Genomic DNA, 18192 nt, shown 5'->3' on the forward strand with positions numbered 1-18192 from the left:
GGCGATTGCCCATAGAGCCCGCCTTTTCATCTCCTTACACTTTACTCTTCTTTACGCAACCGCGAGGAAGACCGATGGAAAGCGCCCTGTCACTCGATCACGATGAGCTGATTGCCTCCGCCATCAAAAAGTTTTTCACCCGCATCATTCCGATGCTGGCCGTTATGCTGATCATTAATCAGATCGACCGCGCCAATATAGGCTTTATCAAAGCAGAGCTGCAGACCGATGCCGGCATCAGCGCCGCGGCTTTCGGGCTGGGCGCCGGGCTGTTTTTTATCGGTTACGCGCTGTTTGAGGTGCCGAGTAACCTGATGATGAAGCGTTTTGGTGCCCGGGTCTGGCTGACGCGCATCATGATTACCTGGGGGCTGGTCGTGGTGCTGACCGGCTTCATCACCTCGGCGACGCAGTTCTATCTGCTGCGCTTTTTACTCGGCGTCGCCGAGGCGGGCTTCTTTCCCGGTGTACTGTTCTATTTTCGCCAGTGGGTGCCGAATGCCTGGCGCGGTCGGGCTACCGCGATGGTGCTGAGCGCGACCGCCGGGGCCTTTCTCTTTTCCGGCCCGATTACCGGCGCGATCCTGATGATGCATAATTTTCTCGGCATCGCGGGCTGGAAATGGGTGATGTTTCTGGAAGGTGGCGCTTCGGTGCTGGTGGGGATTCTGGCCGCCTGGGTGCTGGTTTCGCGACCTGCCGATGCCCGCTGGCTCAGCGAACCGGAAAAGCAGGCGCTGGCACAGCAGCTGCACAACGAAGAAGCCCATCGCGACCAGCTTAATCAGCAGCCGGGCCGGATGTCGCTGCTGCGTAACCGCAGCCTGCTGTTCTTCTGCGTTATTTTCTTCACCATGACCATGACCGGCTACACGCTGGTGTTCTGGCTGCCACAGATTATTCAGCGTATTCAGGGCTTCAGCAGTTTTGGCATCGGGATTCTGACCGCCGTGCCCTGGCTGTGCGCGATTGTCGCCATCAACCTGCTGAGCCGCTTTTCTGATCGCCATCGTGACAAGCTGGATAAGGCGCTGGGTGCCGCCATGCTGGTCGCCGCCTGCGGCACCTTTATGGCGACGCTGGGATCGCCGTGGTTTGGTTTCGTGGCGATGATCGTCGCCTGCATTGGCTCGAAAGTCAGCGCCACCTTTTTCTGGCCGATGCCACAGGGCGAACTGCCCGCCTCGATTGTGGCACCCGGCATTGCGCTGGTGAACTCAATCGGTAATCTCGGCGGCTTCTTCGCGCCGACGGTATTTGGCTATCTGGAAATGAAGACCGGCTCAACCACCGGCGGTCTCTACGCCCTGACCAGCGTCTCGCTGCTGACCGGTCTGTGGCTGCTGCTACGTCGCAAACCGGCCCCGTCTTCCCTTGTCCCTATGGAGAATCAACATGTCAGCCAGTCCAGTCATTAAATCTATGCGGGTGGTGCCGGTCGCCGGCTATGACAGTATGCTGCTGAATATTGGCGGCGCGCATAACTGCTATTTCACCCGCATTCTGGTGATTCTTACTGACTCCGCTGGCCGCACCGGGGTCGGCGAAAGCCCGTGCCACGCCTCGACGCTGGCGCTGCTTGAGCGTTTTCGGCCACAGATTGAGGGCAGCGACCTGCTGCGGCTTAACGCCACCATTTCGACGCTGTTCGCCAGCGATGCGCGCCACCAGCAAAGTGCGCATACCGATAATATTCATATTCCGCAGATGAATCCGGAGAAGTTCTACAACGCCGCCGCGGCGATTGAGGCGGCGTTACTCGACCTGCTGGGGCAGCACCTCGATCTGCCGGTCGCCGAGCTGCTGGCCAGCGGCAAACAGCGCGATCGGGTGCCGGTACTCGGCTACCTGTTCTATATCGCCGACCGGCATCTGACCACCATGAATTACCAGCCGGGCCAGGCCGGTGGCGATGACTGGCTCCGCCTGCGCCATGAAAAAGCGATGGATGCCGAAGCGGTGGTGCGGCTGGCAGAAGCCGCCACCGATCGCTACGGTTTCCGTGACTTCAAACTCAAAGGCGGCGTGCATCACCCCGAAGTGGAAGTGGAGACGGTGAATGCGCTGCTGGCGCGCTTCCCCACGGCGCGGGTCACTGTTGATCCCAACGCCAGCTGGTCACTGGATGAAGCGATTTACTACGGTCGTCAGCTGGCGGGCCGTATTCCCTATCTGGAAGATCCCTGCGGCGCGGAAAACGGCTATTCCGGCCGTGAGACGCTGGCGGAATTTAAGCGCTCTACCGGTATCCCGGTTGCCACTAATATGATCGCCAACGACTGGCGTCAGTTGCAGCACGCTTTACAGCTCAATGCCATCGACATCCCGCTGGCCGATCCGCACTTCTGGACGATGCGCAATGCGCATACCGTGGCGCAGCTGTGCCATGAATGGGGACTGACTACCGGCTGTCACTCAAATAACCATTTTGATGTATCGCTGGCGATGGTAGCGCATCTGGGTGCCGCAGCACCTGGCGATCGGCTGACCGCCTTCGATACGCACTGGATCTGGCAGGATGGACAGCAGCTGACGCAGCAGGCACCGCAGATCCGCGACGGCTTTCTGGAGCTGCCTGAAGGACCCGGCCTGGGGATTACGCTGGATATGAAGCGGGTCGACGCGGCACATGCACTCTACAACGCGCTGCCGGATAAAAATCGCAATGATGCGCTCGGGATGCAGTTTCTGATCGAAAACTGGGCGTTTGACGCCAGACGCCCGGCGCTGCTGCGCGATTAACCGGGCACGCTGTGACAGTGTCACAGCGTGCCGCGCATTAGCGCTGAGCCAGTGCGGCCTGCATCCAGGCAATCACCAGCGGTGAATCCTGTTGTTGCAGGGCCGCGCGCTCTGACTGGAACAGCGTTGCTACAAAGAAAGGGTGATCCTGCAATTCTACGCCGCGCATGTCACCGTCGGCATCCCATGCGGTAATGTCCAGCGTCTTACCGGCCAGCGCTGCCGTGAACTCAGGATTAACGCCGAAGTTACAGTGGTAGCCTTCATCGCTGCTGAGCGTAGCGTAAGCCTGCGCAATGCGTGAACCGGCTTCAAATCTCACCGCGCCCCGCTGCTCCACCAGCGAACAGCTGAGAGGCGCTATCACCATCCGCCCGCTCCGATCGGTCTCAGCATGTGCCGCATCCTGCCAGTCCAGCACGTTGCGGGCATATTCAATCACCGCGTACTGAAATCCGCCGCAGGAGCCGAGAAAGGGTTTGCCCTGTTCCCGCGCCAGCCGGATGGTGGCGAAAACGCCCGCATCATTATGGTAAGGACTGCCAGGTACCACCCAGATCGCCTCACGTTGTTGCAGGCGGCTCAGATCGCCCAGCTGTTCAGTGGCAATCCATTCAGCGTCAACGCGGATATTCAGATGGGCGGCGGCACGTTCAATCGCCAGCGGAATGGCCTGATGGGCTACGGCGTCAGCACGATAGTCGCCAACCAGAGATAAACGTAAAGGGGAAGACATGGGACGATCCTTATGAGGGAAATTAAGAGGTTACAGGAATGTTAATTTCTTGTCTAGCGCCCTTGCTACGCCTCAACTTTACCGGAAAACGCGGCGCTGGCTCATCTCAACGACCTGATAGCCGCTGTTAAGGTGGTGCTGATTTCCGAAACCGCGAAGCACAGCGATCGACCGGGCGGTCTGCTCGCTGCCTTACCGCTTGTCACCCTGCTGATCCGGGTAAAACCGGAAGGGCAAACGCAGGCGATCATTGTCGCCCACGTCGGGTACCTTTTCTTTTTGACAACGACGACTGACGTTATCAGCTATCCATTTTAATAACGATTTTGCCAAATGCACCCCGGGAGAGATGCTCAAAAGCGTCGACTGCCTCGCTAAAGCGGTAAACCTGTTCAATAACGGGTTTGATATGGTGTTTATTCAGGAATGGGTTCATCCGATCAAACGAGGAACGGGGTGCCACTGCAATGCCTCTGATGGTTGTCTGCCGGAAAATTAACGGCATTAAATCAAGCTGCGCTGTCTGACCGGTAAGAAAACCTACCTGTGCAATCGTTCCGGCCACTTTGGTTGCCGTAATTGACTGGTTAATGCCGCTGCCACCGGCAACCTCCACCGTGACATCAGCGCCCTTACCCCCGGTCAGCTCCAGAACTTTATTTTGCCATTGAGGCCATTTTTTATAATTAATCCCCTCATCCGCCCCCAGCGATTTAATCCGTTCGAGGTTGGCATCGTTACTGGATGTCGCAATCACCCGCGCGCCATAGGCATGCGCTATCTGAGCAGCAAACACGGATACACCGCCGGTTCCCTGTACCAGCACGGTTTGTCCGGGCTGCAAATTACCGATATCCATTAGCGAGTACCATGCCGTCAACGCCGCAATAGGAAGAGTGGAGGCTTCCTCATCTGTCATGCTGTCCGGGGCTTTGACCGCGCTATCTTCATGAAGAATCATGTACTCAGCCAGTCCGCCAGGTAACGGCATGCCTATACACCAGGCTGGCTCGTCGGCAGCCGGTTCGCCATCCAGCCAGCGGGAATAGAGATGTGAATTAACGCGATCGCCAATGCTGAAACGGGTTACCCCCTCACCGGTGGCAACCACGGTTCCTGACGCATCAGAGACCGGGATAAGGGGCTTTGGCACCAGATGTGGCTCATAAAAACCCTCCACGATGGCTTTGTCCCTGAAGTTCAGCGAAACCGCGCCAACTTTTACCAGAAGTTCACCCGGACCGGGTGTGGGGGTCTCAACCTCCTCCAGTTTTAAGTTTTCAAGACCAAAATCTTTTAATAACCATGCTTTCATTTCTGTCATTTCCTGTGTGCCTGTATCAGAGAGGCATGATAAGCAAAGCGATCGCGGGTAAAAAGCCATCAAAAAGAGGTTCAGTGTTTCTGCAGGAGAAACAATCGAGATGGGTTATACTCCCGGCTATCACAATTTTGGTCATACTATCTCAGCGGAGTTAAAAACGTGCGCCCGAACATGCTTGAGTTGATGGACATTTTTGTTCAGGTTGTAGAACTGCGCAGCTTCACCCGTGCCGCTGACGCTTTGCAGTTGCATCGCCCTGCGGTCAGCAAGTCGGTGAAGCAGCTGGAGGATACGCTGGGCGTTAAACTGCTGCATCGCACCACGCGCAGTCTGAGTGTGACGGCTGAAGGAGAGGAAATTTATCAGCGAGCCAAAGCGCTTCTGACCGATGTCAGCGAGATGATGGCCTCTTATTCGCCCGATCAGTTGCCGCACGGCGAGCTTCGCATTGATGCTCCGCTGGCCCTGACGCACAGTATTCTGCTCCCCTTCCTGGCTAATTTTCAGGCTCTGTATCCGCAGATTGACATTGTCTTAACGGCTTCAGATCGTCTGACTGACCTGATTTCCGAAGGCGTCGATTGTGTTATACGTCTCGGTGAGCTTGCGGATTCAAATTTTATTTCGCGTCGTGTCGGCGATCTGCAGATGGTGACCTGTGCAGCCCCCTCCTATCTGAAAAAATATGGCACGCCTCAGACGCCGGATGATCTTGCTGATCATAAAGCCGTCTGTTTTTTTAGCGAGCATAGCCGTGACCTCCATGAATGGAGATTTGTTGTTAACGGTGAGGTTATTTCACGGCGACCGGCACACAGTATGCGGGTTAATAATTCAGATGTGTTGTTATCCTGCGGCCTGCAAGGCCTTGGTATACTTCATGCCATACGCGCGGCATTAGAAACTGACATTGAAGCGGGCAGGCTGACGGAACTGTTATCTGACTACGCAACGGTAACCAAACCGGTTTCCATCCTCTATCCTGACCGACGCTATCTTCCTCCTAAGGTCAGGGTTTTTATCGAATGGTTCGATGAGTTATTTAAGCAGTATCACCAGCGTTAATGTTGCTCGACAGACAGGCTGCGGCAATAACATCAGCGCGGTAATCACAGCGGGAGATCAACGTAAAGGAGAGCACCTGGGACGAGCCTTATGACGGGCGCGGGAAGGTGATTAAATGTTAATTTTTTGTCGAGTCTGCCCGGCGGCCTCTTCATCACGGTCGATTTTTGCCGGATAACCCGCGCACCTGATAACTGCCGCAGACAGAAGTTTTATGCTTCGATTGCCACTCGCGCACCGCTTTTGCTGCGTAGATTTCCGCCACGCAAACGGTTTCTTCTTTTTCTTCCTGAATTAAATCATCTGTTTGTGCGCAGGATCGTCATTTGCTCACTTTTAGCGCAAAGCAGGCGGGTAAATGAGGGTTTTTTCATCGCTTCGCCTGATAAATAGCCGCTGACTGACTCATAGTGCTGGATAGTGATTATTCAACAAACTATTAATCTGGATAATCGTCCATTAGCAGTTAATATCAATATTATCCAGGACGTGACTCGCACCCACCCTATTTATACTGCTATAATCCCCGCTTGCCATATTTAAATCCGATTAACAGTTTGTTATAAGTTTTTTAACCCGATAATATCAGGGTCATCCAGTGGTCAGAAAATTCTTGCCCTGTCGCGCTTAATCAGCCAAATTAGGCGCCGCTTTTCCCTTCTAATAACAATCTTGCGCATGGACAACTCACATGACGCGGACTTAATTCCTGTCCCGAAACAGGGTGTGATAAAACTGAGGTACATGTGTCAACTGCAAACAAACACACTGATGAGACAGTTAGTCTCAATGCGTTTAAACAGCCAAAGGCGTTCTACTTAATCTTCTCGATTGAGCTGTGGGAGCGGTTTGGTTTTTACGGTCTTCAGGCCATCATGGCGGTTTACCTGGTGAAACAGCTGGGGATGTCTGAATCCGATTCCATCACGCTGTTCTCCTCGTTCAGCGCCCTGGTCTACGGGCTGGTGGCGATTGGCGGCTGGCTCGGCGATAAAGTGCTGGGCACCAAACGCGTGATTGTGCTGGGTGTCCTGGTGCTGGCGCTGGGTTATGCGCTGGTGGCGTTCTCCGGTCACAACGTGAGCATTGTCTATATCGGCATGGCGACCATCGCTGTCGGTAGCGGCCTGTTCAAAGCCAACCCCTCTTCGCTGCTCTCCACCTGCTACGACAAAGATGACCCGCGTATCGACGGTGCTTTCACCATGTTCTATATGTCGATCAACATCGGTTCGCTGTTTTCGATGATGCTGACCCCGTGGTTAGCGGCGAAATATGGCTATAACGTGGCGTTCTCGCTGTCGGTGATTGGTCTGGTGATCACCCTGTTCAACTTCCTGTTCTGCAAGCGCATGGTGAAAGATTACGGTTCTAAACCGGACTTCGCCCCCCTGCACATCGGTAAGCTGCTGATGACGCTGGTTGGCGTGGTGGTGCTGGTGGCGCTGGCTAACTGGATGCTGCATCACCAGTCTATCGCCCGCCTGGTGCTGGCAGTGATTGCGCTGGGTATCGTACTGGTGTTTGCCAAAGAGGCCTTTGCCCTGCAGGGTGCCGCGCGTCGTAAGATGATTGTGGCCTTCCTGCTGATGGTGGAAGCGATCCTGTTCTTTGTGCTCTACATGCAGATGCCCACCTCGCTGAACTTCTTTGCAATCCGCAACGTTGAACACAGCATTCTCGGCATCACCTTTGCGCCGGAACAGTTCCAGGCACTGAACCCGTTCTGGATCATGCTGGCCAGCCCGCTGCTGGCGGCGCTCTACAACAAGCTGGGCGATAAGCTGCCGATGCCGCATAAGTTTGCTTTCGGCATGGTGCTCTGCTCAGGGGCGTTTCTGGTGCTGCCGGTGGGCGCGAAGTTCGCCAGCGATGCCGGTATTGTCTCGGTTAACTGGCTGATTCTGAGCTATGCGCTGCAGAGTATCGGTGAACTGATGATCTCCGGTCTCGGCCTGGCGATGGTGGCCCAGCTGGTGCCGCAGCGTCTGATGGGCTTTATCATGGGCTCCTGGTTCCTGACCACCGCTGGCGCGGCAGTGATCGCCGGTAAAGTGGCGAATCTGATGGCGGTGCCGGAAAACGTGACCGATCCGCTGATGTCGCTGGCGACCTACAGCCGCGTATTCCAGCAGATCGGTATCGTTACCGCGGTGATTGCTCTGCTGATGCTGGTTACTGCGCCGTTGCTTAACCGCATGACCCAGGATACTGACGCAGAAACGAAAAAAGCTGAGGCGTAATTTCCTGACGCTTCTCCAGCCGGGCTCTGCCCGGCTTTTTTTTGCGGCGGCGGCTCCGGTCGCAGATCCTGATCCGCGTCACTGGCAATTCTTCGCTGAGCCTTTACTATGCTGTGATCCCATCGCATCAAGGAGGCCTGGTCATGAAACTGTTTTGCAAAGCGGGTGCCTGCTCTCTCTCACCCCACATTGTCATGCGCGAATGCGGGCTCGACTTCACTCAGGTGAACGTTGATCTGGCAAAAAAACTCACGGAACGGGGCGACGATTTTCGGCAAATCAATCCCAAAGGTCAGGTACCGGCGCTGCAGCTCAGTGATGGCACGGTACTGACTGAAGGCGTGGCGATTGTGCAGTACCTGGCAGATCTCAAGCCCGATCGCCATCTGCTGGCGCCTGCCGGCAGCCTGACGCGCTATCACACCATTGAATGGCTGAGCTACACCAGCAGCGAGCTGCACAAAGGCTTTACGCCGCTGTTTCGTCCGGACACCACGGACGAGGAGAAAGCGCGGGCACGTACGCAGCTGGAGGCGAAATTTCGCTATGTCGATGAGAGCCTGCATGACAGACAGTGGCTGATGGGGCTGCGCTTCAGCGTGGCCGATGCGTATCTCTATGTGGTGACGCGCTGGGCGAAAGCGCTGAAGCTCAATTTATCGGGATGTGAAGCACTGGAGAGCTGGTTCAGTCGGGTAGCGGCGCGTCCGGCGGTGCAGGCGGCGTTAAAAGCCGAAGGGTTACAGTAAGGGAACCACTTAATAAACAGGGCCGCTGAAGCGGCCCTGTTCCGTTTTACAGTTTTTCTGCCGCGAAGTGCTGCGTTGGCGCGGCAATCGCATCCTGAGCCGCCACCAGCTGCAGTTCATACTCGCCCATCTGATGGGTTTTCAGCATCACTTCATACACTGCCGCCGTTACGTGCTCCAGCGCATCCTGCAGGCTTTTGCCATGCAGCAGATTGACCAGCAGCAGGCCGCTGGTCAGATCGCCCACGCCGACCGGCTGACGTACGCCAAAATCGACCAGCGGACGGCTGATGTGCCAGGCATCTTCAGCGGTCACCAGCAGCATTTCAAAGCGATCGCTGCGACGGCCGGCGCGTGCCAGATGTTTGACCAGCACCACTTTCGGTCCCTGGGCGATCAGCGCCCGTGCGGCATCCACCGCGGCAGCGACATCGGTAATGCTGCGCTCGCTCAGCATCTCCAGCTCCAGCAGATTCGGCGCGATGATATCGCTGGCGGGCATCGCCATTTTGCAGTGAAACTCCGCCACACCCGGTGCCACGATGCAGCCTTTTTCCGGGTGACCCATCACCGGATCGCAGAAATACCAGGCGTCGGGATTGGCCGCTTTCACCTGACGGACAATCTCTAATATCTGTTCGCCCTGCTCCGCCGATCCCAGATAGCCGCTCAGCACCGCATCACAGGTTTTCAGGCGGTCAATGTCAGCAATGCCTTTCACGATATCGGTTAAGTGGGTGGCGGGCATCACCGTGCCGGTCCAGTGACCATATTGGGTATGGTTAGAAAACTGTACGGTATTCAGCGGCCAGACGTTCGCGCCCATGCGGCGCATCGGAAACTCAGCCGCCGCGTTACCGGCATGACCAAAAACAACGTGCGACTGAATCGCTAAAATATTTTTCACTTGTTTGCCCTGTCCTGCCATAAAAAAAAGGGCCGGAAACCGGCCCTGAAATCTTACTGCCAGTTAATCAGGCAGTAATGTTTCTTGCCGCGACGCAGTAGCGTGTAGCGATTAAACAGCTTATCACTGTCGCTGAAGCGGTACTCGGCGTCCGACTGCTTCTCACCGTTCAGTGAGACTGCGTTTGATCCGATCATGGTACGTGCCTGGCCGCGTGACGGCACCAGCTCCGCTTTCACCAGCGCCTGCTGCAGATCATCGTCAGCACCCAGCACGATGGTTGGCATACCATCCTGCGCCAGCTGGTCGAAGTCTGCTTCGGTCATCTCGCTGATGGCGCCGGAGAACAGGCTGTCGGTAATGCGTTTTGCGGCGGCCAGTCCGGCTTCACCGTGTACCAGACGCGTTACCTGCTCTGCCAGCACATACTGCGCGCGTGGCGCGGTGCCGCTGTTTTTGTCCTCTTCTTCCAGCGCATTGATCTCTTCAATGCTCATAAAGGTGAAGAACTTCAGGAAGCGGTAGACATCAGCATCCGCGGTGTTGATCCAGAACTGATAGAACTTGTACGGGCTGGTTTTCTTCGCATCCAGCCAGACTGCGCCGCCTTCGGTTTTACCGAATTTGGTGCCGTCAGACTTGGTGATCAGCGGAACCGTCAGGCCAAACACCTGGTTCTGATGCAGACGACGGGTCAGATCGATACCGGAAGTGATGTTGCCCCACTGATCCGAGCCGCCAATCTGCAGCGAGACGCCGTGGCGCTCGTTCAGACAGGCGAAGTCGTAGCCCTGCAGCAGATTGTAGGAGAACTCGGTGAAAGAGATGCCCTGGTCGTCACGGTTCAGACGCTGCTTCACCGCTTCTTTATTGATCATCTGGTTCACGGAGAAGTGTTTGCCAATATCCCGCAGGAAGGTCAGCACGTTCATGCTGCCAAACCAGTCGTAGTTATTGGCGGCGATAGCGCTGTTGCTGCCGCAATCGAAATCAAGGAATGGCGCCACCTGCTGACGGATCTTTTCAACCCATTCATTGACGGTTTCGCTGGTATTGAGTTTACGCTCTGCGGCTTTAAAGCTGGGATCGCCAATCAGGCCGGTCGCCCCGCCAACCAGCGCCACCGGCTTGTGTCCGGCATCCTGAAAACGCTTCAGGCAGAGCAGCGGTACCAGATGGCCCAAATGCAAGCTGTCAGCAGTGGGGTCAAAGCCGCAATAGAGCGAAATTGGCCCCTGCGCCAGTTTCTCTGTTAACGCGTCTTCATCCGTCACCTGGGCGATCAGGCCCCTCTCTTGCAATTGTTGTATCAGGTTACTGCTGGTCATCACTGACTCCAAATTGATCAGACTGCACCTATGCTGGTACACAGCTTTCCGCTGAGTTGCGGAATCGAAAAAAATAAGGGCTATAGCATAAAGCGCTGACGCCTTCTGTGCCAGCGCTGAAAGGCGGGAATGTTACCGATTCAGGGTGCCAGTCGGTCGATTTTCCAGCCGTCGTGATCGCGCTGATAGAGGAAACGATCGTGCAGGCGATGTTCGCCGCCCTGCCAGAACTCCACCGTGTGAAATTTCACCCGGTAGCCACCCCAGAAACTGGGCAGCGGGATCTCGCCCTGCTGGAACTTCTGTTTAAGCTCAAGGAACTTGCCTTCCAGAATGCCGCGCGCCGAAATGCGGCTCGACTGCTTCGAGACCCAGGCACCAATCTGGCTGTCACGCGGACGGCTGTGGAAGTATTTCAGCACCTCCAGCGGCGACAGCTTTTCCACTTCGCCCAGCACCAGCACCTGACGCTCCAGAAAGTGCCACGGAAAATGCAGCGAGATGCGCGGGTTGTGCGCCAGCTGCAGTGCCTTGCGGCTGCCCAGATTGGTATAAAACACCATGCCCTGCGCATCAAAATGCTTCAGCAGAACGATGCGTTGCCACGGCTGCCCTTCCTCATCCACCGTCGCCACGGTCATCGCCGTGGGATCGGGCAGTTTCGCTTCGCAGGCCTGGCTCAGCCACTGTTCAAACAGCGCAATCGGATTGTCCGGCAGATCCTTGCGGCGCAACCCGCCGCGGGTATATTCACGCCGCAGGTGGGCGATGGTGTGTAGCGTTTCGCTGTCGCTCATAATGTTCGCCTATTCAGATAAACAGTCAGCTGGCGGGTTGCAGCTCACAATCATTGACGACAATTTTATCGTTACGTTCGATAAACGCGCCGTTTCCTTTGGACCAGAAGACGTAGTTGCCATCACTGTAGCGGGCGCCAGAGGCGGACACCGTCTGTTTCAGCGTCAGCGGCTGACCATCCATAATAAAACTGACCTGCTGCTGCGCTTCATCAAGCGTGACGGTCAGCGGCAGCGTCCCACAGCGGTAGTGCAGCGTCTGGGGGGCCGGCGGTTGTTTATGCATCAGGCTACAGCCCGACAGCAGCAGCGCAGCGGCAACGGTTAATCCTTTCAACATAAGCGGGTCTCCTTCACGAGTGAAGCTGGCATTATAAGAAGGATTTGGCGTGAAGTAAGTGGGAATCCACGCCAATCTGGCCGACAGCTGACATTGAGGTGCTTTATTGCGGTTTATCAGCCGGTTGTCTGAATGCACGCGCGGCTTAATCAGGCTACGCTCTATAGATCTGAAGCGAGGGAGACAAAAATGAAATTTGATAACGAAGATGCGTTTAAACTGGCGGTGGCCTTTATGAACCACAAAGAGAATGCCACCATAGCCAGCAGCTACTTTAAAACCTTTATCGACACCTACCAGAAATTCGATCGCTGGCTGAGCGCCTCCGATCCGATCAATGCGATGAAAGCCGAGAAAGCGGCCGCCAAAGCCGGGGAAGACTCGCTGCTCTGATGGCTCTGCCTGCTGAACCGTCTGACCGATCGGTACGGTTCATCGCCACGCGTGATCCTCACGCTCCGGCCCGGTAGCGCATCAGGCTACCGGGTCATCAATTTCCGCAATCAGACTGGCATCCTGATGATGAATATTGCCCACCGCCTGGCTTACCGGATGCCAGGCAAATTCCTGTTCCGGCAGCGCCGCCTGCTGCGCAATCTCAACCGCCCGCTCTGGCGTGGTCTGCGGGCTTAACCACTCCGCCACGGCACTGGCAGCCAGCACCAGCGGCCGCCGATCGTGAATATCCACCATTCCTTTATCGCTGGCGGCGGTGACAATCACAAACCCCTCTTTGCCATGCTCACGGTCATAAGGCGCTTTACCGATGGCGGCAAAGAACAGCGGCTGCTTCTGGCGATGATAAATAAACCACGGCTGCTTTTGCCTGCCGTGCTTTTGCCACTCATACCAGCCATCTGCCGGCACCACGGCCCGACCGTGCGCCCACAAGGGTTTAAACATACGCCCCTGCGCGGCGGTTTCGCTGCGCGCATTGATCAGCGGCGCCTTATGCCACCAGTCGGGACCGTATCCCCACAGCACCGGGTCTAGTTGCAGTTGGTCGTCACGCTGATTCAGCACCAGCACCCGGGTGCCGGGCGCAACGTTGTAGCGTCCGATCGGCTGCGGATCGTAAATAATCTCATCTTCCGGAATCGCCAGCGCATCGAAATAGTCATTCCGGCTGCTGTACTGCGCAAATCGTCCACACATAATCACCTCCCTCATCAAGCATAGCTGACGCTGGCGGCACAACGAGGGCAACGGCAGCACTATTATTTCACTGGTCAAACCTCTGGCCTGCGGATTATTTGCGTAAGATTTAACCGAGTGAAGAAATATTCTGAGCGGCACGTTTCGTTGGCAATAAATGCTATATCCTGGCGGCAGCAGCGCGATTATTCCCTGTTACGCCGGTTTCTGATTAAAAATCGCGCAACGAAGCGCGGCAGGGCCAGCAAAAATGATAAAGGCGTCTATGCTGTATACGTCTGGATTCACTTCAAGGAGAAGAAAAAATGAAAATGAAATCTCTGTCAGCGGTCGCGTTGCTGGCACTTTGTTTAGGTACGCTGGCAGGTTGCGCGTCTAACCAATCGATTAAGACTACTGATGGCCGCACTATTGTCACTGATGGTAAGCCACAAATTGATGATGATACCGGTCTGGTGTCCTATCGCGATGCTCAGACAGGCAAAACTGAGCAAATCAATCGCAATGAAATTAGTAACATGAGTGAACTCGACAACTAATAAAGGTGAATACGATGAAAAAAGCGCTGATTTTACCTCTTGCTGCATTGATCGGTATGACCGTATTAACCGGTTGCACCCGTACCAGTTACGCTATTCACACCAATGACGGCCGTACCATTATTAGTGACGGTAAACCGTCTGAATCAGATGCCGGTCTGCTGGCGTATAAAGATGCCAATGGCGTGAAGCAACAGATTAATAAAGCTGACGTCAAAGCCGTATCTGAAGTGCCAAATAAATAATTATTGGCCATCCCGTTATAAAGCCGCCGCTGTGCGGCTTTATTTTTGCCTGTTGGCTGCCGAAATAACCCCGCCGCTGAGGATATGCCTCGTCTGCGCGGCTGTCTCACCCTTTCTCACCCGGGCATTCAGCTGAAATAACGTCCGCTGGTTGCCCCTTCGCTTATCTGAATTTCAGGCACATCCGCAATTTTTTACCACTCTCATTCATTCCCCCGGTGCGATAAAAAAAGCAGCGACGTTTCTTTCAGAACAATATCAGCCATTTAAAGCGATTAAAAAAAGTTCATTTTATTTCCTGATGGTTTTAATAGTCTCTGCCCTGGGTTAGTAACCTTTCGTTCAGGCTGTTTTTTACTAGAATAATTATTGTGTTATTTACGTTTTCACTCAGGAGGTTACCCATGGTATTTCACGATAAATCAACCGGACATATGATTCTTGGTGAAGCAGCCATTAACCTGGCCTTTCAACAACAGGATATTACGCTGGTATCGCTGATCCGACAGTTGGGTGAGATGGCTGAAAATGAGAGTAACGACGATCGCGTGGCGCAGATTGCTGATGCGCGCAACTGGCTGAAAAGTTTTATCAATGCCTCTACCCGCGATCGCGCCGAGCTGAACTGGCTGGTGGTGACCGGACAGGAACCGGTAGAACTTAAAAACACCCGTTAACCTTTTCTCTGGCTGCCGTTCAGCCGAGGGCACCTCATCCGGTGCCCGCCTCGCCCCACCTTATCGCCCTCTGACATCTTTATGCCGTCCTACAGCCAGAAAAGTGCCTCTCCGGCCGCTGATTCGCTGTGCTCAGGGCACCCTGTGCCGCAGCATCAGGTGTTGCACCGGGCACGGCGGTCAGGGTCATCGTGGCTGGCCTGCTACTCAGCGACTGGTTCGCCGTTTTCGGTGACGCTCTGGTGCAACGGATGTTTCGCCGCATCGGTTTCGAATCCGCCACGGGCAGCAATAACGGAACAACCAATGGCTGCCACAAGCGTCAGTAAGATAGAGGTTTTCACAAAACAGGCCTTAATATTTTACGCAGGATAATGGAGCAGGAAGCCTGGCACACTACGGGGTAATCGGAAAGGCCGGAACGCGATTTCTCTGGCCGGAAACGGCCGGGCTAGTGAAGTTTACGCGCCAGAATACGAATCGCTTTCCTGCAGGATAAGCGTGTATTCCGGTCGGGAGAGCGAACACGCAGGCTGTGCAGCGCGTTGATAATTTCATGCACACTCAGCGGCTCATCTGGCCTGATAAGGCGTGAGACCACTTTTCCTATCAGAGCACGGATCTCATCATTGATGGTTAGGTCGTCGTCTGTCACTGCTTACTCCCTGACGTCTGGCTGGCGGCAATGGTCACGCCAGTGATTAAGCGGGTGAGTCCCCTCGCTTTCTCTTTTTCTTTTTTGCTCTTTTTGCTTTTTTTTGCCGTGCATTACTGACGCCCGTTTAACGGCCACTTTAGGAAGCGATTACCTCCTAATTGGGGAAATTTTAACCCAATACTTTCAGTGCCAGGGCGAGAGTCTGTTGTTCATTGGCCACATCCCTGACTTTGCCCGCGACCCGCAACCCGTAGGCGAGGCAGATAATCAGCCCGGCGGCGGCCTCAACATCCAGCGTGGCGGAGATGGAGCCATCCTGCTGCCCCTGCTCCAGCAGCGAGACCAGTAAGCCCTGATTGCGCGACACCACCTGACCGATGCGTTGCGCCAGTGCGTCATCCAGCGTCTGTAATTCAATCGCGCTGGCAACCACCAGACAGCCGCGACGTCCCTCTACTGCGCGCGCTGAGTCCAGATAGAACTGCAACAGTTCAGCGATCTTCGCCCGCCCGCTGTCAAGCGGCTGCAGCCGACGCCGTAGCTCGGCGTTACGCAACAGCAGATAACGTTCAAATACCTGCAGAAACAGGGAGCGCTTATCTTTAAACGCCTTATAAATACTGCCTGCCGAGAGGTTCATCGCCGCACCCAGATCGTTCAGCGATGCTGCGTGATACCCCTTTTGCCGAAAAACAATCATGGCCTGATCCAGAGCCTGTTCAATATTGAACTCTCTGGGACGGCCCCGCTCTTTGTTTTTGTGCTCTGTGGCTATCGTGATCATCATTACCGGCCAGGGGAAAATGCGCTCCCGTAAAATCAACGGGGGATTGTATCTCAGGCACTGATAATAAGTATACCGCGCTGATTATTTTCACCGGCCGCGCGGACGGATGATCCATCAATTAATCACCTCAATGGTTAACATCGCTACTCAATTTATCACTTTCAGTCCGGCACTATTTTCTCAGGCAGCGAAAAAATCTGCCGGTTATTTATCCGGGAAAAGTGTGGCCTCAGCCTGACGATCGGCCTTTTGCTGCCTGCGCCGCTCACTATTTATTTTGGTCAGCCACAGCATAAATTGTTTATTCAGCAGGCTGGCATGGTTCTCATTATCTGCAAAACAGATAAACAGCTGAGATTTTATATTATTGTTCTCATCGACCGCATAAATTTCATATTCATCATCGCGACGGGTTTTGACTATCGCCGTGAAATGTATTGCAGGCCAAAGATTAATTCTGGCTTCAAATTGTCTAAAGTTCATCACATTTACCTAAATATTTTATCAATACACCCGATCAGTCAACAACTGGTCGGGCCAGGTAAAGGATAGCGCTGCAATAATTTCGCTGCGTGATAAAAAAAGCTTTTCAGCGGCTAGGGGGCGACTAAACGTTCGGGTACGGCGATTCACTTCACCACGGCTATCGGTAAATCGCTCAGTCGGGTGGTGTAGGCCGGTGACAGCATCTCTCGCTTCATCGCCCACTCTTTATGGATGCCCTGACCGGCAAACCAGAGCTTACCTCTGCCGCTCTGGTTGATGCTATCAACCAGCTGCATCAATACCTCGCTGTCAGGCCGCGGCGCAACCTCATCAAACAGGTTAAGCTGCGCCACGCCCTGACTGAAGAAGTCTCCCAGCAGGATACCGGCTTTCATGTAGCGGTGCCCCTCTATCCAGATATTATCCAGGCACGTCATCGCCACGCGAATAATGTCACGCGTATCATGGGTGGGCGTCAGCAGCTGGCCGGTGGACTGATTGCCGTAAAAGGTTTCACCGGCCGCGTGCGGGCTGGTACGAACAAACACGCCGACCTGTCGGCAATACTGTTTCTCCTGACGCAGTTTTTCTGCGGCCCGTTCCGCATAGGCGCAGATCGCCTGGCGCATCTGCTGGTAGTCTGAGATACGGCTGCCAAACGATCGCGAGCACATGATTTGCTGTTTAACCGGGACAAACTCTTCCATCTCCAGGCAGGGCTCACCGCGCAGTTCCCTGACCGTGCGCTCCAGCACCACATTAAAATGTTTACGGATGGTCCAGGTGCTCTGGGCAGCTAAATCCCGCGCCGTCTCGATCCCCATCGCCTTCAGCCGTTTAGCGATACGTCCCCCCACGCCCCAGACATCCGTCACATCCGTCAGCGCCAGCAGTTTTTCCTGCCGCTCGCGGTTTGACAGGTCGACAATGCCGCCGGTTTTGCTCCATTTCTTGGCGGCAAAATTGGCCAGCTTAGCCAGCGTTTTGGTCGGCGCAATGCCGACGCCGACGGTCAGATGAGTCTCTTTCAGCACCCGCTGCCGGACCTGATGAGCAAAGGTCTCCAGCGCCATGCAGTTGCGTACGCCGGTCAGATCCATAAACGCTTCGTCGATCGAGTAAATCTCAACCGAAGGCGCCATCTCTTCCAGTATGGTCATCACCCGATGGCTCATATCGGCGTAGAGCGCATAGTTTGAGCTGAAGACCTGCACCGCATGGCGCGTCAGTTCCTCACGCATTTTAAAATAGGGCGCGCCCATTTTGATGCCCACTCTTTTCGCCTCGGCGCTGCGCGCAATAACACAACCGTCGTTATTCGACAGTACGACTACCGGCTTGCCGCGCAGATCGGGCCTGAACACCGTCTCGCACGAGGCATAAAAACTGTTCACGTCGACCAGCGCGAACATAA

General features: G+C 55.0%; 21 protein-coding genes. 11 read left to right on the plus strand and 10 right to left on the minus strand.

Annotated features, from left to right (window positions below; translation table 11 throughout):
• The first annotated feature begins 74 nt into the window (after positions 1 to 74).
• Positions 75 to 1418: an MFS transporter gene (locus tag LZU96_RS11120; protein ID WP_233984412.1), complete on the plus strand. Its 1344-nt coding sequence runs from the start codon at positions 75 to 77 to the stop codon at positions 1416 to 1418.
• Positions 1396 to 2742, plus strand: coding sequence for an enolase C-terminal domain-like protein (locus LZU96_RS11125; RefSeq protein ID WP_233984413.1), 1347 nt, complete (start codon positions 1396 to 1398; stop codon positions 2740 to 2742). The genes LZU96_RS11120 and LZU96_RS11125 overlap by 23 nt, the downstream gene beginning before the upstream one ends.
• A 37-nt stretch (positions 2743 to 2779) precedes the next feature.
• Here LZU96_RS11125 and LZU96_RS11130 read toward each other — a convergent pair whose 3' ends face one another.
• Positions 2780 to 3478, minus strand: a complete 699-nt coding sequence (locus LZU96_RS11130) for a CTP synthase (RefSeq protein WP_233984414.1) — start codon at positions 3476 to 3478, stop codon at positions 2780 to 2782.
• Positions 3479 to 3779: 301 nt separating this feature from the next.
• The gene (locus LZU96_RS11140; protein WP_233984415.1) at positions 3780 to 4793 is read right to left on the minus strand and encodes a zinc-dependent alcohol dehydrogenase family protein; all 1014 of its coding nucleotides are present in this window, start codon (positions 4791 to 4793) and stop codon (positions 3780 to 3782) included.
• A gap of 168 nt (positions 4794 to 4961) precedes the next feature.
• Between LZU96_RS11140 and LZU96_RS11145 the strand changes: the two genes are divergently transcribed.
• From LZU96_RS11145 to gstA, 3 genes are all read left to right on the plus strand, one after another.
• On the plus strand, positions 4962 to 5867 hold the full coding sequence (locus LZU96_RS11145; protein WP_233984416.1) for a LysR family transcriptional regulator: 906 nt from the start codon (positions 4962 to 4964) through the stop codon (positions 5865 to 5867).
• 746 nt (positions 5868 to 6613) lie between these two features.
• Positions 6614 to 8110, plus strand: coding sequence for a dipeptide/tripeptide permease DtpA (gene dtpA, locus LZU96_RS11150; RefSeq protein ID WP_233984417.1), 1497 nt, complete (start codon positions 6614 to 6616; stop codon positions 8108 to 8110).
• Positions 8111 to 8253: 143 nt separating this feature from the next.
• On the plus strand, positions 8254 to 8859 hold the full coding sequence (gstA, locus tag LZU96_RS11155; RefSeq protein WP_233984418.1) for a glutathione transferase GstA: 606 nt from the start codon (positions 8254 to 8256) through the stop codon (positions 8857 to 8859).
• Between the two features lie 46 nt (positions 8860 to 8905).
• Here gstA and pdxY read toward each other — a convergent pair whose 3' ends face one another.
• The 4 genes from pdxY to LZU96_RS11175 form a co-directional block, all read right to left on the minus strand.
• On the minus strand, positions 8906 to 9766 hold the full coding sequence (pdxY, locus tag LZU96_RS11160; protein ID WP_233984419.1) for a pyridoxal kinase PdxY: 861 nt from the start codon (positions 9764 to 9766) through the stop codon (positions 8906 to 8908).
• Between the two features lie 53 nt (positions 9767 to 9819).
• Positions 9820 to 11094: a tyrosine--tRNA ligase gene (gene tyrS, locus LZU96_RS11165; RefSeq protein WP_233984420.1), complete on the minus strand. Its 1275-nt coding sequence runs from the start codon at positions 11092 to 11094 to the stop codon at positions 9820 to 9822.
• Positions 11095 to 11234: 140 nt separating this feature from the next.
• A complete protein-coding gene (pdxH, locus tag LZU96_RS11170; protein ID WP_233984421.1) occupies positions 11235 to 11891 on the minus strand; it encodes a pyridoxamine 5'-phosphate oxidase in 657 nt (218 codons plus the stop codon).
• Positions 11892 to 11916: 25 nt separating this feature from the next.
• Positions 11917 to 12231 (minus strand): MliC family protein, encoded by a 315-nt coding sequence (locus tag LZU96_RS11175; RefSeq protein ID WP_031377360.1) that lies wholly within the window; start codon positions 12229 to 12231, stop codon positions 11917 to 11919.
• A 189-nt stretch (positions 12232 to 12420) separates the two neighbouring features.
• Here LZU96_RS11175 and LZU96_RS11180 point away from each other — a divergent pair, with 189 nt between their 5' ends.
• Positions 12421 to 12624, plus strand: coding sequence for a hypothetical protein (locus LZU96_RS11180; protein WP_031377361.1), 204 nt, complete (start codon positions 12421 to 12423; stop codon positions 12622 to 12624).
• A gap of 81 nt (positions 12625 to 12705) precedes the next feature.
• Here the strand turns inward: LZU96_RS11180 and LZU96_RS11185 are convergent, their stop codons facing one another.
• Positions 12706 to 13386 carry an SOS response-associated peptidase family protein gene (locus LZU96_RS11185; protein WP_233984422.1) on the minus strand — a complete coding sequence of 227 codons (681 nt, stop codon included), beginning with the start codon at positions 13384 to 13386 and terminating at the stop codon, positions 12706 to 12708.
• A gap of 117 nt (positions 13387 to 13503) precedes the next feature.
• Between LZU96_RS11185 and LZU96_RS23595 the strand changes: the two genes are divergently transcribed.
• The 5 genes from LZU96_RS23595 (at position 13504) to LZU96_RS11205 (ending at position 15176) form a co-directional block, all read left to right on the plus strand.
• Positions 13504 to 13695 carry a hypothetical protein gene (locus LZU96_RS23595; protein ID WP_419149881.1) on the plus strand — a complete coding sequence of 64 codons (192 nt, stop codon included), beginning with the start codon at positions 13504 to 13506 and terminating at the stop codon, positions 13693 to 13695.
• Positions 13692 to 13925 (plus strand): YgdI/YgdR family lipoprotein, encoded by a 234-nt coding sequence (locus LZU96_RS11190; RefSeq protein ID WP_233984423.1) that lies wholly within the window; start codon positions 13692 to 13694, stop codon positions 13923 to 13925. The genes LZU96_RS23595 and LZU96_RS11190 overlap by 4 nt, the downstream gene beginning before the upstream one ends.
• Positions 13926 to 13939: 14 nt before the next feature.
• Entirely contained in the window at positions 13940 to 14170 is a 231-nt protein-coding gene (locus LZU96_RS11195; protein ID WP_031377364.1) for a YgdI/YgdR family lipoprotein, read from the plus strand.
• A 404-nt stretch (positions 14171 to 14574) separates the two neighbouring features.
• Complete coding sequence (locus tag LZU96_RS11200) at positions 14575 to 14847, plus strand: hypothetical protein (RefSeq protein ID WP_233984424.1); 273 nt, start codon at positions 14575 to 14577, stop codon at positions 14845 to 14847.
• A 191-nt stretch (positions 14848 to 15038) separates the two neighbouring features.
• Positions 15039 to 15176: a hypothetical protein gene (locus LZU96_RS11205; protein WP_233984425.1), complete on the plus strand. Its 138-nt coding sequence runs from the start codon at positions 15039 to 15041 to the stop codon at positions 15174 to 15176.
• 498 nt (positions 15177 to 15674) lie between these two features.
• Here LZU96_RS11205 and LZU96_RS11210 read toward each other — a convergent pair whose 3' ends face one another.
• The 3 genes from LZU96_RS11210 to umuC form a co-directional block, all read right to left on the minus strand.
• On the minus strand, positions 15675 to 16289 hold the full coding sequence (locus LZU96_RS11210; protein WP_233988182.1) for a TetR/AcrR family transcriptional regulator: 615 nt from the start codon (positions 16287 to 16289) through the stop codon (positions 15675 to 15677).
• A 207-nt stretch (positions 16290 to 16496) separates the two neighbouring features.
• Positions 16497 to 16775, minus strand: coding sequence for a hypothetical protein (locus LZU96_RS11215; RefSeq protein ID WP_233984426.1), 279 nt, complete (start codon positions 16773 to 16775; stop codon positions 16497 to 16499).
• Between the two features lie 146 nt (positions 16776 to 16921).
• Complete coding sequence (gene umuC, locus LZU96_RS11220) at positions 16922 to 18190, minus strand: translesion error-prone DNA polymerase V subunit UmuC (protein WP_233984427.1); 1269 nt, start codon at positions 18188 to 18190, stop codon at positions 16922 to 16924.
• Between the last annotated feature and the right edge of the window lie 2 nt (positions 18191 to 18192).

Origin of the sequence: Pantoea agglomerans, assembly GCF_021397715.1 — a bacterium.
Lineage (GTDB): Bacteria > Pseudomonadota > Gammaproteobacteria > Enterobacterales > Enterobacteriaceae > Pantoea > Pantoea astica.

Coding starts and splice junctions, on each gene's coding strand:
- LZU96_RS11120 (WP_233984412.1), top strand. CDS start 75: ATGGAAAGCGCCCTGTCACTCGATCACGATGAGCTGATTGCCTCCGCC.
- LZU96_RS11125 (WP_233984413.1), top strand. CDS start 1,396: ATGTCAGCCAGTCCAGTCATTAAATCTATGCGGGTGGTGCCGGTCGCC.
- LZU96_RS11130 (WP_233984414.1), bottom strand. CDS start 3,478: ATGTCTTCCCCTTTACGTTTATCTCTGGTTGGCGACTATCGTGCTGAC.
- LZU96_RS11140 (WP_233984415.1), bottom strand. CDS start 4,793: ATGAAAGCATGGTTATTAAAAGATTTTGGTCTTGAAAACTTAAAACTG.
- gstA (WP_233984418.1), top strand. CDS start 8,254: ATGAAACTGTTTTGCAAAGCGGGTGCCTGCTCTCTCTCACCCCACATT.
- tyrS (WP_233984420.1), bottom strand. CDS start 11,094: ATGACCAGCAGTAACCTGATACAACAATTGCAAGAGAGGGGCCTGATC.
- pdxH (WP_233984421.1), bottom strand. CDS start 11,891: ATGAGCGACAGCGAAACGCTACACACCATCGCCCACCTGCGGCGTGAA.
- LZU96_RS11175 (WP_031377360.1), bottom strand. CDS start 12,231: ATGTTGAAAGGATTAACCGTTGCCGCTGCGCTGCTGCTGTCGGGCTGT.
- LZU96_RS11180 (WP_031377361.1), top strand. CDS start 12,421: ATGAAATTTGATAACGAAGATGCGTTTAAACTGGCGGTGGCCTTTATG.
- LZU96_RS11185 (WP_233984422.1), bottom strand. CDS start 13,386: ATGTGTGGACGATTTGCGCAGTACAGCAGCCGGAATGACTATTTCGAT.
- LZU96_RS11190 (WP_233984423.1), top strand. CDS start 13,692: ATGAAAATGAAATCTCTGTCAGCGGTCGCGTTGCTGGCACTTTGTTTA.
- LZU96_RS11195 (WP_031377364.1), top strand. CDS start 13,940: ATGAAAAAAGCGCTGATTTTACCTCTTGCTGCATTGATCGGTATGACC.
- LZU96_RS11200 (WP_233984424.1), top strand. CDS start 14,575: ATGGTATTTCACGATAAATCAACCGGACATATGATTCTTGGTGAAGCA.
- LZU96_RS11210 (WP_233988182.1), bottom strand. CDS start 16,289: ATGATCACGATAGCCACAGAGCACAAAAACAAAGAGCGGGGCCGTCCC.
- LZU96_RS11215 (WP_233984426.1), bottom strand. CDS start 16,775: ATGAACTTTAGACAATTTGAAGCCAGAATTAATCTTTGGCCTGCAATA.
- umuC (WP_233984427.1), bottom strand. CDS start 18,190: ATGTTCGCGCTGGTCGACGTGAACAGTTTTTATGCCTCGTGCGAGACG.